Source organism: Rivularia sp. UHCC 0363, from assembly GCF_034931125.1.
In the GTDB taxonomy this organism is placed as follows: domain Bacteria; phylum Cyanobacteriota; class Cyanobacteriia; order Cyanobacteriales; family Nostocaceae; genus Rivularia.
In genome coordinates, this window is sequence record NZ_JAYGHM010000090.1 from 1 (window position 1) to 14,885 (window position 14,885).

Below are 14,885 nucleotides of genomic sequence, written 5' to 3' on the forward strand. Positions count from 1 at the left end.
TTAAATAACCACTATCTTTCTCGCTAGTCAATAAAAACTTTATTAACTATTTTTAATATATTTATTTTTTAAATTCATAGATAAGATATAAATAATTAATCTTAATCCAAAATCTATTGACGCGGAAGCGTCTTCCCATAGGCTAATCGAAAATAAAAATGACCATCTACTTCTACACCACCAACGACAAATATGGCTGCTTCTCTAATTTTTCACCCTACGGTATTGAATTAGATGGTTTTTGGTGGAAAACAACAGAACATTATTTTCAAGCTCAAAAATTTATCGGAACTCCTTATTTAGAAGAAATTCAGCAAGCTAAAACCGCGAAACAAGCTGCTACGATGGGAAGAGATCGAAAACGTCCTTTACGTAAAGATTGGGAAGCAGTAAAAGACGGTGTGATGCGAAAAGCTGTTCTGAAAAAATTTGAAACTCACGAAGACATTCGCGCAATTCTAGTTTCTACTGGTGATGAAGAAATAATCGAAAATGCACCAGGAGATTATTATTGGGGTTGCGGAAAAGATGGTAGCGGAAAGAATATGTTAGGACGAATATTAATGGAAGTACGAAATAAGTTACGTTAGATAAATTAGCTATTTATATTTGCTTTTCAATTCCAACTAATTTTTCATTCTCATAATTTGCATCTTGAGTGCCTAAAAGCTTATCCCAAAATGTAAAATACAGTCCGTAATGTAACTTATATTTACGATGATGTATTAGGTGATGTTTTGAGCCAATCAACCATTTTCCCAACCAGTTGGAATAAAAAGCTGATGGAAATAACTCGAATCCAATATGATTAAATAATGCCCATACAGTCATTACCATTAACGCTGTAAATAAGGTTATATAATGAAGTGGTAAAACAAAAACTATACAGACAAAGAAAAAAGCCTGTATAATTGCTTCACCGGGGTCAAATGCAAATGATGTCCAAGGTGTAGGCTCTCCAGAGCGATGATGACCGTAGTGCAGCTTTTTAAATAGTAAGGGATGGTGAAACAATCTATGCATAAAGTAAAAATATGCATCTTGAAGAATAAGTAATACAATAAAACTAATGCCTAAATACCATAATCCATATTGATTTATGGAAGTGTATAAACGGGTAAATCCTAAATCGTATGCTGCAATAACTAAGGCTGCACAAAAAGCAAAAATTATCGCACACAATAACGATAATTCCATATCTTGTTTAATTGTTTTCCCCGACGGAGGCTGACGATACAAGTTGCGTTTTATAAAAGGTTTTGCAAAAATAGAATCGAACAGTAAATGTGTTGCCCCACAAATCAAAAAGTATCGAGTAGTTATAATGCCGAATAAAGCAAGCCAATCTAAACAAAGCTTGTTTAAAATCGAAAATAAATCTTGTTGCAAACTAACTTCCTAATTAAATAAGAGTTTTTGTTATTATCGATTAATTTTTATCTTACAACAGATTATTGCGATCGTGAATTATTTAATCATCAAATATTCTTTCAAGTTCTGGGTGTTTCTTTAGGATAGCCCTTTACATCAACTAATGCAGATGCTGAAGAATCTTTAAGTTTCTTAATTACACTAAAACTACCATCTGTTTCTAAAATTACGGCTTCTGCTTGCTCTAACTCTGCTAACCCATTTGTACGTAATGCTGCCAAAACTTCACCTTTAGCTACTCTCTGATTTCGCAAAGCGTTATGCTGCAATTCACCTTGATAAAGTAATAAGGTTGGTTCAGCTTTAATCCATCCTTGGAATATATTGGAACGTACAGAAATCCAAGTAATGATAAATTGGAAAAATACCAACATCCCAATTGCTAGAATTCCCTGTGCCAAGGAAGTATCTTTTGATAGCATTAGAGTTGCTAAAATTGAACCAAATGCAATAGTAACGATAAAATCAAAGGAATTCCATTTTGATAAAGTCCGCTTTCCCGAAATACGCATCAGAAAGATTATGGCTACATAGCCAAGGCTTCCTACTATAAGTGTGTGTTGGAGAGCATCCCAACTGTTGAACAAGGCTATTTTCTCCTACTAATAATATGTAAAAAAATTTAGGCAGAATGATTTCAAAGATTCTTTCTGCCTAGAGAAATTATTAGGCAATATTAAATGTAAAGATTACCAAAAATATTATGAGATAACTACTGAGCAGGTGGTACAACCTTAACATCTACTAGCTTCACACTTTTTACACCTAAAATCTCTTTAGCTAAAGGTTCAATTGTATCGTATTCCTTTTGGTTGGGGACTGTACCTGAAATTGATACTACACCATCTTTAGCATCAATAGCTAATTTACCACGAGGGATATTAGCTTCTAATTTAGAACGAACTTCGCTTTGTAAATCGGAATCCGCTCTCACGGTTTGATCTCCAGCTATATCATTACGCTGTTCGCGAGCGCGGATATCAGCATTTAATTGATCTTGACGGATTTCGCTGGAAGCATCTTCTTTAGTTTCTCCAACTTTGCTCGCTTCTTCTACATTACCACCGATAGAATCAGGAGCGTCAGAACTTGTTTTCGCGGTGGTATCACAAGCAGCGGAACCAAAAAGTAAAATACTACCTAATACAAGTGTTGCTAACTTTTTCATTTTCTCCTCACTTTTTTTATTTAGCTAAATCAAATAATTTAATTTGACCATTTTGATATTACATGGAAGATGGCAAACAGAGTAGTTATTATTTTTACTTAATCCCCTGTTTGCAACATTAATTTCTTCCACTTAACTTTTATCGGTCTCTACGAATTGTAGGGTTTCCATCTACATCAACATCTAATTCTTCGCGACGAATTGTTTCTTGCGCTTCAACTGTTTGTTGGTCAACTTCCTTATGAACTCTTACTTCTTCACGAACAAAAGCTTCTTTACCAATTTCAGCAGATTCTTCGTAAATATCTACACGAGCAACTTCTCCACCAGAGAAGTCAGCAGCACCTGGAGATACTATTCTTTCATTTGTAGGAGTGGTACGCTCGATGACGATTCTTTCTTTTTCAACTGGAACAGCTACTCTTGCTGTTTCTGTTTCAACGTGCTTACCGATAGAAACTTCACCAGTTTTTTGACGTTCTTTATCTACTACTAAACGTTCTTCGTAAAGTTTTACGTTATTATTGTCTGCAACTGCTGCTGTAGGAGCGGGTCTCGGAGGTGTTGCTACAGGTTTTGCAGTTTGTGCTGGTGCTACATTTGGTGCATTGTAGATACCAAATTCTTCCACACCACAACGTTGCATAATTGTTTCTGCACGTTTTACTTCAGCTTCGGTACCAGTTACCATCACCAAGAAACTACCACCAGCAACTCTATCATGGTAAATCTTAGCTTTTTCTTCAGGAATTCCCAATCCAACTAAAGCACCAAGCAATCCACCAGTTGCTGCACCAATTGCACCACCAGCTAAAGTCGTTGCGATCGCAGTTGCTTCTGCACCAGCAAATATAATCGGACCAATACCGGGAATCGCTAATGTTCCTAAACCCACGAGCAAACCAGTAATTCCGCCCAAAGCACCACCAGTCAAGGCTCCAGCAGCAGCACCTTCATCAGCTTTGTTACCAACTTTTTCTGTAGTTTCAATACCATCTAATTTGTCAGCATCGCGTGCTACTACAGAAATTCTATCTTGGTCGAAACCTACATCTTTTAATCCGCGAACGGCTGCTTCTGCTTCATCGCGACTGTAAAATAAACCTGTCGCTCTTTTATAATCTAGATTATTCGTATTTGTATAAGCTGTCATTATTTAACTCCTAATTACTAACTAACAATAAACCTAGTGTTATATATGTCTATCTAAATAAATATTCACACTAGATTGCAAGCAATGTAAGTTTAACTTGCGTACATTTAAATTATCTCAAGCTTTGACAAAATTCGCTTCTATCAAAAGAATAATGAATTAGTTAATCGAAAGATAGAATAATTATTGATAAGCTGATGTGCAGCTAAATTATATAATGCGAAAAAATGAAAGCATTGTAGTGCGAGCATCTTGCTCGCTAGTATTATACAAATTAAGTGTGTAACAGCTTACATGAATAAAATCAAGGCTTTTGAAATAAATAATTAATTTTTAAGTTCATATTCTGAAATATTGGCAATCATCGCAGCCGCAGCCTCTAAATACTAATTTTCAGACGAGACCTAGAAAATCGAACCTTTTACTCTGGCTCTGATTGATTATTCTTTAGAAGCGAATTAATCATATATTTGTTTTAGGACTTAGCAAAAAGGCATATTTTTCTTGTAGGGGAGGCGGTTGAGGGGGCGTAGATAATATCCCCCTTTATTGCCGTTGCTAGTACACAGACTAATTATCAACCTAGTAATAAGACGGTGAGTGTACGGCACCATCCGAGTTTTGTGACACTTGCGGCCATTCCTGTGTTTTTCAAAATGTGCAAATCTTTAACGGTTTGTTTGTTCGTCTTTATTTAGATATATTTAAAATTAATAATATACATATCATCTATATTGAAATCTAATTCATATATTGTGCTTGAAAATAATTAATCTAGCTTAGGGTAGATTGAGCAGTAAAATTAATATAACTTACGATATTCTTTTCATTTGTCTACTGCGTAACTCCGCTCTTATAGCTCTTGTTCTGATTCCCAGTCTCAGCCGTCAGATGATTACAACAGGTGCAAGATGTGAATTTAATTTAAAAACTAAAAACTAAAATCATATGGCTGAAAATTTAGAAAACGAACGCTTACGTCGGTGGAGACTTATCTTGGGAAGTCAAGAAGCCGATGGTACTGGCTGCAAACTAACTGGGACTGATGCCAAAATTGATAAATCCTTAGATGCGCTGTACGATTCAGAACGTTCTGGTGGTTTAGGTAGTTCGTCGCCAAAAGTTGCTCGTTGGCTGGGTGATATCCGCAATTATTTCCCATCGTCGGTGGTAAAAGTGATGCAGCAAGACGCACTCGAACGCCTTAACCTGCGTCAAATGTTACTTCAGCCAGAGATGTTGTCAGCAGTAGAACCAGACGTACATTTGGTTGCAGATTTGCTGTCTTTGAGCAGTATTATGCCGGAAAAAACCAAAGATACCGCTCGTCAAGTTGTGCGTCGCGTCGTGGAAGAATTGCAGCGTAAACTGACAAACCCCACCCAGCAAGCCGTGATGGGAAGCCTCAATCGCGCTATCCGCAATCGTCGTCCCCGTCATCACGAAATCGACTGGAACCGCACCATCCGCGCCAACCTCAAACATTATCAACCCGAATACCGCACAATTATTCCTGAAGTTCGCATCGGCTACGGACGCAAACGCAGTAATTTACGCAACATCATATTGTGCATTGATCAAAGCGGTTCAATGGCGACTTCCGTAGTTTATGCCGGAATTTTTGGAGCAGTTTTAGCATCTTTAGCCGCCATCCAAACCCGGATAGTTGTCTTCGATACCGCAGTTGTAGATTTAACCGACGAAGCTCAAGACCCAGTAGAATTACTGTTTGGTACTCAACTCGGTGGCGGTACCGATATCAACCAAGCGCTAGCTTATTGTCAAAGCTTTATTCAGCAACCTCAAGATACGATTTTAGTATTAATTAGCGACTTGTACGAAGGTGGCGATCGCAAACAAATGTTGAAGCGGGTTGCAGCAATATTAAATTCTGGCGTGCAGTTAGTTACTTTACTTGCGTTAAACGACGAAGGCGCACCAATGTACGACCATAGAATAGCAGAAGAATTTGCCCTCATGGGTAGTCCCGCTTTTGCTTGCAGCCCCGATAAATTCCCCGATTTAATGGCAGCCGCGATTCAGAAACAGGATATTGCTCAATGGGCTGCTGCGAATGATATTGTTACTAAGAGGCATGGGGAATCAAGAGTTAGGAGTGAGGAGTGAGGAGTTAAAAAATAATTTTAAAGTAATTTTGACTATTGCTTTTCCAGCAGAAGATTACTGAAAAAAACCTTACTAGACGCAGAGAGCGCAGAGGAAAGAAGTGAGTAAATGATTCGCTTTTTACCGAAAAATAGCATATTCCTTTAGTTAGAAGACGAATCAACCTTAAGACTGATATTGTATAAGCAATATTTATATAGAAGCTTATTTTCGTAGTTTTCGACTCCGCATATTTATTAGGAATTCAATAAATGAAAGTCAAATTGAGAAGGCGACGATTTGGACAATTAACTTTCGTCGGCGTATTCGCAACTGTAATTGGTAAATTTACAAAAAAGAGTTTAGCGCAAACAACACCGCAGCCTTTACAAAGCGATACGGTTAGCGTCAAGTTGAAAATCAATGGTAAAGAGCAAAATTTACAAGTTGAACCGCGAGTTACTTTACTCGATGCTTTACGTGAATATATCGGTTTGACGGGTACTAAAAAAGGTTGCGGACACGGACAGTGTGGTGCTTGTACGGTGTTGGTTAACGGAAGAAGAATTAATTCTTGTTTGACGCTGGCAATTATGAACGAAGGCGCAGAAATCACCACCATTGAAGGGTTAGAGCAAGGAGACGAACTGCATCCCGTACAGGCAGCCTTTATTAAACACGATGGTTTTCAGTGCGGATACTGCACCCCCGGTCAAATTTGTTCTGCTGTTGCCGCAATTGCAGAAGTAAAACAAGGTAGCGCGAGTGCAGTAACACCAGACGTGAGAAAAGAAGGACAAGTCGAATTTACCGACGCAGAAATTCGTGAAAGAATGAGCGGAAATCTTTGCCGTTGCGGTGCTTATCCCGGTATTGTCGCAGCAGTGAAGGAAGCGAGCAGTCAATAGTTAGGAGTTAAGAGTTAGGAGTTAGGAATTATATACCTTTGATCTTATTTTATGAATCCATTTACATATATCCGTGCAGACAATCAAGATACTGCTGTTAAAAGTGTCGCCGCAGGGAAAACAAAGTTTATCGCGGGTGGAACTAATCTTCTCGACTTAATGAAAGAAGGTGTGGAACAGCCTAACCAACTTGTAGATATTACGCGGTTGGAGTTGGAGAAAATTGAAGGGGTAAATAACGGTTTGAGTGTGGGGGCTTTGGTAAAAAACAGCGATATGGCAAATCATCCCACGATTAGAAAACGTTATCCGCTGTTGTCGGAAGCGGTGCTTGCTGGTGCATCGCCGCAATTACGAAATATGGCAACTACAGGCGGAAACTTGATGCAAAGGACTCGCTGTTACTACTTTTCTAATACGGCGATGCCTTGTAACAAACGTTTACCGGGTTCTGGTTGTGCGGCAATTGAAGGCTTTAACCGCATTCACGCTATTTTAGGCGCTTCCCCCGAATGTATCGCTACTCATCCTTCCGATATGTGCGTGGCGTTAGCGGCGTTAGATGCTTTAGTAAAAGTCAAGGGACCAAAAGGTGAGCGGTTTATAAAAGCCGCTGATTTTCACCGATTACCAGGCAATACACCGCAAATCGAAACTGAACTACAACCCGATGAATTAATTGTGGCAGTACTTTTACCAGAGTCCCCATTTGCAGAAAACTCGCATTATTTGAAAGTGCGCGATCGCCAATCTTATGCTTTTGCTTTAGTTTCGGTAGCTGCCGCTTTAGAAATGGATAACGGTACTATTCGCATGGGAAGATTAGCATTAGGTGGTGTAGCACACAAACCTTGGCGAGCAACTGAAGCAGAAAAAATTCTTGATAATGCTAAAGCTAACGAAAAGACATTTCAAGCAGCAGCAGAGGCAGCAGTAAAAGGCGCGAAAACCTACGAACACAACGCCTTCAAAGTAGAAATGGTAAAAAGGGCGATCGTGCAAGCTTTGAGTGCAGCAGCGCAAGGGACTGGAGTTAGGAGTTAGGAGTGAGGAGTGAGGAGTTATGAGTTGGACATTGTAAATACTCCTTCCCGCTCTAAAATTACCTATCTCTCTTTACATCTTTCCTCTGCGCTCTCTGCGTCTAGTAAGGTTTTTTATCTTGCGAATCTTCTAACCGAAGGCAGTAACTATTAATTTCTAACTCTAAACTTCTGATTTCATTCCTAATTCCTCACTTATGGAGCATCCCAATTTTTCAAAAATACATGCTGCGCTACCGCACTACAAATTTCAACATTTAGGATACTCCCCCTAACTCCTAACTTTCAATCCAAAATCTAAAATCCAAAATCTAAAATCACAAGAATGACTAACTCAATTGGTAAACCGATAAATCGCATAGATGGAAGGTTAAAAGTTACGGGAAAAGCGCTTTATGCTGCCGAATATCCTCTAAAGAATATGGCTCATGCTGTTTTAGTAGAAAGCAAAATTGCTAAGGGAACTATCCGCAATATTGATACTAGTGCGGCGGAAAAGATACCCGGCGTAATTGCGGTTATTACTCATCAAAATGCGCCTAAAGTGGGACAAAAAAATGATGAATCTGGCGGCGGCAATCCTTTTGCTAAACCACTTCCAGTATTGCAAGACAATAAAATCAGTTTTTACGGACAACATATAGGTGTTGTAATTGCGGAAACCTTAGAGCAAGCAGAATACGCGGCTAAGTTAGTTAAAGTTACTTATGTTGCCCAAACCCCAACGCTAAGTTTTGAAAAAAATCTCAATGGTGCCTATAAGCCAGAAAGTTTGCTGACTCCTTTAGAAACCGATTCGGGACGCGGCGATATTAATCAAGGATTGCAAGCAGCCGAGGTACAATTAGACGCAAATTACTCAACGCCGATAGAACATCATAATCCGATGGAACCTTCGGCAACTACCGCAGTTTGGCAAGGTAATAAACTTACACTTTACGATGCGTCGCAAAACGTCATGGGCGTACAAAAAGCGGTAGCAAATACTTTTGGAATTCCTCTGGAAAACGTCCAGGTAATTTCGCGGTTTATCGGTGGTGGATTCGGTTGTAAAGGTCCTGTACGCGGACACGTTGTTTTAGCAGCTATCGCGGCTCAACGAGTCAAACGCCCAGTTAAACTGGCACTGTCGCGTCAGCAAATGTTTACTTCGGTGGGTTATCGTCCGCGTTCTTTGCAGCGCATCCGTTTGGGGGCGACAAAGGACGGCAAACTCACGGCTGTAGGGCATGAAATTACTACCCAAACCAACATTGATAAAGAATTTGTCGAACACGTTGGTGCAGCAACTAACATGATATACAACGCTTCCAACGTGCTTGTTACCCATCGTGCCGTACCCTTGAATGTAATCACGCCAACTATCATGCGCGCTCCTGGCGAGACACCAGGAATGTACGCTCTTGAATCGGCGATGGATGAATTAGCTGATAAACTAGGCATCGACCCGATTGAGTTGCGGATAATTAACGACCCACCCCAAGACCCCGAAAAGAACTTGCCTTGGTCAAGTCGTTCTTTGGTAGAAAGTCTGCGCGAAGGTGCAAAGCGTTTTGGTTGGGAAAAGCGCAATCCCAAACCTGGATCGATGCGCGACGGTCGTTATTTAGTGGGTTATGGCGTAGCCAGCGCTACTTATCCGGCGAATCTAAGACCCGCTTCAGCCCGCGCTCGCATTTCGCCTAACGGAAATCTACTGGTACAAATTGCGGCAACCGATATAGGTACTGGTACATATACAATTTTGGCGCAAATAGCAGCAGAAATATTACAAGTATCGTTAGGGAAAGTCGCGATAGAAATTGGCGACTCAGAATTACCACCTTCTCCCGGTTCCGGTGGTTCTTGGGGTGCGGCTTCTTATGGCAGTGCGGTACATGAAGCTTGCATGGCACTCCGCGATCAAATGGTGTCATTAGTGCAACAAGATAATCGTTCGGTACTGAAGAATTTAAAAACAGCAGATTTAGAATTTAGAGATGGCGGTATTTTTGCAAAAAACGGATCTGTTGGAGAAACTTTTGCAGAAATTATCAGTAGAAACAAGCTTAAAGAAGTATCTGTAAGAGTAGACTCCAAACCCGATGAAATTAGAAAAAAATATTCTATGCACGCTTTCGGCGCACACTTTGCCGAAGTAAAAGTTGACCCATTAAACGGCATGGTAAAAGTTTCGCGGTTTGTGGGTGCATTCGGAGTCGGAAATATTCTGAACCAAAAAACAGCGCGATCGCAGCTGATTGGCGGTATAGTTTGGGGTATATCTCAAGCACTGCACGAAAAAACCTTTCTCGATGACCGTTACGGAAACTTTGTCAATCACAACCTTGCAGAATATCACGTCCCCGTTAATGCCGATATTCCCGATATAGAAGTAGTTTTTATCGAAGAAAACGACCCATATGTTAACCCTTTAGGGGTAAAAGGTGTCGGTGAAATTGGTATTGTGGGTGCGGGTGCAGCTGTCGCCAATGCGATATACCATGCGACGGGTAAACGCATTCGGGATTTACCGATTACACCAGATAAATTACTTTGACCTCCAAATTTTGGATTTTGGATTTTGGATTAAAAAACAAGTCTTCTGCTTGAAAGCTAGGGGAAATCTAAAATCTAATAATACAAAATGTATACAAATTAATTGTTGTAGGGTGTGTGACTAGGGTGTTGACTTTGATAGAATTTACCCGTTTTTGGCTCATGCATTAACTGGTTCCCAGCCTCCGGCTGGGAACCCATGACCAGAGGCTCTGCCTCCACTTGAAAGCCAACACAAAAACTGTATGAACTTTTAGCCCAAAAAGCATACAAAGTACACAGCTTAGTGTGTGACGTTTTAATAAATTTTGGACGTGGTTATAAGACTTGTAGCGTCACGCAGCATCTGTAAATTGTGACAATAATGACGCTCCCGCGTCACGCTCCGCTAACGCAAATCCTGTGCAAGTGAAAAATATTTAACCCGCAAAGTATGATAATTGATTCAGTTTATTTATACAGGGGAATATCAAGAGCATGAAAGTTTATAAATCCTTTACCAGACTACTTGTTAACGATTGGAAAGCCTGCGTTTCCTTTTACAAAGACATCATGGAATTTGACTGCGTACAAGAAGACGAACAAGGCGGATACGCAGAATTCAAAGTAGCAGATATGAGACTCAGCATCTTCCGACGTTCAGAAATGGCACAGATGATTCACAATCATGAAAAACCCCCAATAGCGGAATGTCAAGACACCGTAGCCTTAATTTTTACGGTCAACGATTTAGAAGATGAATGTATAAAACTTAAGCAAAAAGGAATTAAATTAACCGCAGAACCGATGAATAATCCGATGTATGGAATGAAAACAGCTTATCTGCGCGATCCAGATGAGAATTTAATTGGTCTTTATCAGATGCTCGTTTAATAAGAAAATAGGTAATGGGTAATGGGTAATAGGTAATGGGAATGAATAAACGCGAGCAATAAATTTATAACTCCTCACTCTTAACTCTTTCCTATGCCCAATTTTCAATGCCCAATTCCCAATTCCCAATTCCCAATTAATTATGAAGCCTGTAATTTTAACTGTTGATGACGATCCGCAAGTGTTGCAAGCGGTAGCGCGTGATTTACGCCAGCAGTATGGCGATCGCTTTCGGATTATGCGTGCTGATTCTGGTGCGAATGCTTTAGAAACTTTGGAAAAACTCAAGCTTCGCAATGAAACGGTAGCGTTATTTTTAGCCGATCAAAGAATGCCGCAAATGTCGGGGGTGGAGTTTTTGCAAAAGGGATTAGAAATGTATCCCAATGCCAAACGGGCTTTACTTACTGCTTATGCTGATACTGATGCGGCTATCAATGCGATTAACAAAACTCAAGTTGATTACTATTTAATGAAGCCTTGGGACCCACCCCAGGAAAAATTATATCCCGTAATTGACGATTTAATTGACGATTGGATGGCGCATTTTCGTCCACCATTTGAAGGTATTCGCGTCATCGGTAATCGTTGGTCGCCTAATTCTCACCAGGTTAAAGATTTTTTGGCACGAAATCAAGTTCCTTATGAATGGTTGGATATTGAATCATCAGAAGAAGCTCAAAAATTAGTCGAATATGCAAATTGCGACCATCTAAATTTACCTTTGGTACTTTTCTCCGATGGTGCTTCTGTGTTGCAACCAAGCAACGTTCAACTTGCAGAAAAAATCGGATTACAAACACAAGCGGGAAAACCATTTTACGATTTAATTATCGTTGGTGGGGGTCCTGCGGGTTTAGCTGCTGCGGTTTATGGTGCTTCCGAAGGATTGCGGACGTTGATGATCGAAAAAGAAGCACCGGGAGGACAAGCGGGAACAAGTTCGCGTATTGAAAATTACCTTGGATTTCCCGTAGGTTTGAGCGGTGGCGATTTGGCGCGGCGGGCTGTAACTCAAGCTAGAAGGTTTGGTGTAGAGATTCTCACGCCCCAAGAAGTTCAGGGAATTCGCGTACAAGACCAGTATCGAATAATTCAGCTAAAAGACGGTGGCGAAATTAGCTGTCATGCGTTGATTTTGGCTTTGGGTGTAGCTTGGCGGCGGATGAATATACCGGGAATCGAGCGTTTGACTGGTGCGGGTATTTACTACGGTGCAGCCCAGACAGAAGCGCGTTCTTGCGAAGGCGAAGAAGTATACATTATCGGAGCGGCGAATTCTGCCGGACAGGGAGCAATGTATTTCTCTAAATACGCCAGCAAGGTGATTATCTTGGTGCGTGGCGATTCCTTAACTAAAAGTATGTCGCAATATTTAATTGACCAAATTGAAGCTACGCCAAATATTGAAGTTAAATTACATACAAGCGTCGTTGAAGCAAAGGGCGAAAGCAGTTTATCAGAACTTACTCTGGTTAATAATTTAACCGACGAACAAGAGACAGTATCGGCAAGTTCGCTATTTATATTTATTGGCGCAAAACCAAGTACCAAATGGTTAGATGGAGTACTGGAAAAAGACGAGCGCGGTTTTGTTCGCACGGGTCCAGATTTAAAGCACAGTGGTAGCAATCGTCCCAAGGGTTGGAATTTAGACCGCGACCCCTATTTATTGGAAACAAACGTCCCCGGTATATTTGCTGTGGGTGATGTGCGTCACGGTTCGGTAAAACGAGTAGCTTCCGGTGTCGGTGAAGGTTCGATTTGCGTCCAATTTGTGCATAATTATTTGAGTAAGGTGTTGTGAATTGGGCATTGGGCATGGGGGATTGGGAATGGCTAATATGTGAAACCATTTTTACGTAGTGCGAGCATCTTGCTCGCTAGTATCGAGCGAGCAAGATGCTCGCACTACGAACCATTTGTTTTCGACTTGAAATCACTATAAATGCTAACTCATAACTCATAACTCCTAACTGGTAACTAATAATGGTTTTATGTACTGAAGAATTGCAAACTCTGGAATTATTTAAAATACTTCCTCAGAGTCGATTGGAATGGGTTTGCGATCGCGCTTCTGAAGTCAAGTTATCGAAGGGTGAAATCCTGGTTTCTGAAAATGACCCACCGCGAGGTTTATTTATTTTGATGTCGGGTAAAATGGGTATCACTCGTCATTCCGATGGTGTGGAAATGCCTTTGGGACAGCATACAGCACCGGAGTTTTTGGGGGAGATTCCCATCCTCACTGACGAACCGATTATGGTAAATTTGCGGGCTTTAAATGATTGTCGCGTTTACGAACTTCCCGCAGCAGACTTTTTAGAGTTGCTTCACCAATGTCGGGAGTTTGAGGTAACAGTATTTCGTGCAGTTCAAACCAGATTGCGGGGACTGGAATCTTTTATCCGCAATCGCGAAAAGATGGCGGCTTTAGGTACCATGTCTGCGGGTTTGGCACACGAACTTAATAACCCTGCTGCGGCTTTAGTTCGGGCTTTGAAAGATGTTACACCCGCATTACTAGAACTGCAACGGATGAACTTAGTTTACGGACAGCATCAGGTAGACGAAGAACATACGGAGAAATGGTTAAAAATTCGCGATAATGGTTATGACACGATTAATCATGACAAATTAGATCCGATGGCGATCGCCGACAGGGAAGAAGAAATATTAGATTGGTTGGAAGATTACGGAGTAGAAAACGCTTGGAATATCGCCGAACCCTTAGCTGCTGGGGGAGTAGAGGTAAAAACCCTCGACATAATAATGGAACGGTGGCGAGATGATACCACCGAGTTGAGAGATATGGGAATACGCTGGCTGGCTGTTTCCTTTGATGTCATGTCCACCATAAAAAACGGTTTGCGGGGTGCCGAACGGATTTCTGAACTAGTCCAGTCCATGAAATCATACTCTCATTTAGATCGTGGCGCTCAACAATGGGTAGACATTCATCAAGGCTTAGAAGATACAATAAAACTAATGACATTTAAACTCAAACACGGTGTTGAAATTCGCCGTTGCTATGGAGAAAATCTTCCTGAAATACTTGCTTACGGTAGCGAATTAAATCAAGTTTGGACAAATTTAATCGATAACGCTATTGATGCCATGAATGAAAAAGGCATTTTAGAAATCTCTACCTCTCATTTTAAAGATTCATTGAAAGTTGAAATAACCGATTCTGGAGCGGGGATTCCCGATGACGTACAGTCGCGGATATTTGAACCATTCTTTACCACAAAAGGCGTAGGCAAAGGTACAGGATTGGGTTTAGATGTAGTTAGAAGAATAGTGGAAAATCGTCATCATGGAACTATATCTTTAGAATCGCAACCCGGAAAAACGACATTTAAAATTTGTTTGCCGATAGCGGGTTGTGAGAAAGGGTAATTGGGCATTGGGCATGGGGCATTGGGCATTGGGTATTGGGCATGGGGCATTGGGTATTGGGCATTGGGCATGGGGCATGGGGCATGGGGCATTGGGTATTGGGCATTGGGTATTGGGCATGGGAGAATTGGGTATGGGAGAATTGGGTATTTTACCTTATAAAAAACAACAAGCGAGCAAGATGCTCGCACTACGGGTATATGGTGAAATAACAAGCGAGCAAGATGCTCGCACTACGGGTATATGGTGAAATAACAAGCGAGCAA

At 40.8% G+C, this 14,885-nt stretch carries 13 protein-coding genes; 9 read left to right on the forward strand and 4 right to left on the reverse strand.

Annotated elements, in window-relative coordinates; genetic code table 11:
* The first annotated feature begins 158 nt into the window (after positions 1–158).
* A complete protein-coding gene (locus VB797_RS31440) occupies positions 159–590 on the forward strand; it encodes an NADAR family protein (RefSeq protein ID WP_323241717.1) in 432 nt (143 codons plus the stop codon).
* 13 nt (positions 591–603) lie between these two features.
* On the opposite strand, the gene VB797_RS31445 is transcribed toward VB797_RS31440, so the two are convergent.
* From VB797_RS31445 to VB797_RS31460, 4 genes are all read right to left on the reverse strand, one after another.
* A complete protein-coding gene (locus VB797_RS31445) occupies positions 604–1,389 on the reverse strand; it encodes a sterol desaturase family protein (protein ID WP_323241718.1) in 786 nt (261 codons plus the stop codon).
* Between the two features lie 101 nt (positions 1,390–1,490).
* Entirely contained in the window at positions 1,491–2,018 is a 528-nt protein-coding gene (locus tag VB797_RS31450) for a DUF421 domain-containing protein (RefSeq protein ID WP_323241719.1), read from the reverse strand.
* A gap of 125 nt (positions 2,019–2,143) precedes the next feature.
* Positions 2,144–2,599: a BON domain-containing protein gene (locus VB797_RS31455; protein ID WP_323241720.1), complete on the reverse strand. Its 456-nt coding sequence runs from the start codon at positions 2,597–2,599 to the stop codon at positions 2,144–2,146.
* Between the two features lie 139 nt (positions 2,600–2,738).
* Complete coding sequence (locus VB797_RS31460; protein ID WP_323241721.1) at positions 2,739–3,752, reverse strand: YsnF/AvaK domain-containing protein; 1,014 nt, start codon at positions 3,750–3,752, stop codon at positions 2,739–2,741.
* Between the two features lie 948 nt (positions 3,753–4,700).
* On the opposite strand from VB797_RS31460, the gene VB797_RS31465 reads away from it, so the two are divergent.
* From VB797_RS31465 to VB797_RS31500, 8 genes are all read left to right on the forward strand, one after another.
* Positions 4,701–5,879: a VWA domain-containing protein gene (locus VB797_RS31465; protein WP_323241722.1), complete on the forward strand. Its 1,179-nt coding sequence runs from the start codon at positions 4,701–4,703 to the stop codon at positions 5,877–5,879.
* A 251-nt stretch (positions 5,880–6,130) separates the two neighbouring features.
* Positions 6,131–6,766: a 2Fe-2S iron-sulfur cluster-binding protein gene (locus VB797_RS31470; RefSeq protein ID WP_323241723.1), complete on the forward strand. Its 636-nt coding sequence runs from the start codon at positions 6,131–6,133 to the stop codon at positions 6,764–6,766.
* Between the two features lie 51 nt (positions 6,767–6,817).
* Positions 6,818–7,810 (forward strand): xanthine dehydrogenase family protein subunit M, encoded by a 993-nt coding sequence (locus VB797_RS31475; RefSeq protein ID WP_323241724.1) that lies wholly within the window; start codon positions 6,818–6,820, stop codon positions 7,808–7,810.
* Between the two features lie 324 nt (positions 7,811–8,134).
* The gene (locus VB797_RS31480) at positions 8,135–10,348 is read left to right on the forward strand and encodes a xanthine dehydrogenase family protein molybdopterin-binding subunit (protein WP_323241725.1); all 2,214 of its coding nucleotides are present in this window, start codon (positions 8,135–8,137) and stop codon (positions 10,346–10,348) included.
* A gap of 476 nt (positions 10,349–10,824) precedes the next feature.
* Positions 10,825–11,220: a VOC family protein gene (locus VB797_RS31485; RefSeq protein ID WP_323241726.1), complete on the forward strand. Its 396-nt coding sequence runs from the start codon at positions 10,825–10,827 to the stop codon at positions 11,218–11,220.
* Between the two features lie 139 nt (positions 11,221–11,359).
* Positions 11,360–13,027: an FAD-dependent oxidoreductase gene (locus VB797_RS31490; RefSeq protein WP_323241741.1), complete on the forward strand. Its 1,668-nt coding sequence runs from the start codon at positions 11,360–11,362 to the stop codon at positions 13,025–13,027.
* 182 nt (positions 13,028–13,209) lie between these two features.
* Positions 13,210–14,619: an ATP-binding protein gene (locus VB797_RS31495; protein ID WP_323241727.1), complete on the forward strand. Its 1,410-nt coding sequence runs from the start codon at positions 13,210–13,212 to the stop codon at positions 14,617–14,619.
* 13 nt (positions 14,620–14,632) lie between these two features.
* Entirely contained in the window at positions 14,633–14,869 is a 237-nt protein-coding gene (locus VB797_RS31500; RefSeq protein ID WP_323241728.1) for a hypothetical protein, read from the forward strand.
* Positions 14,870–14,885: the final 16 nt, after the last annotated feature.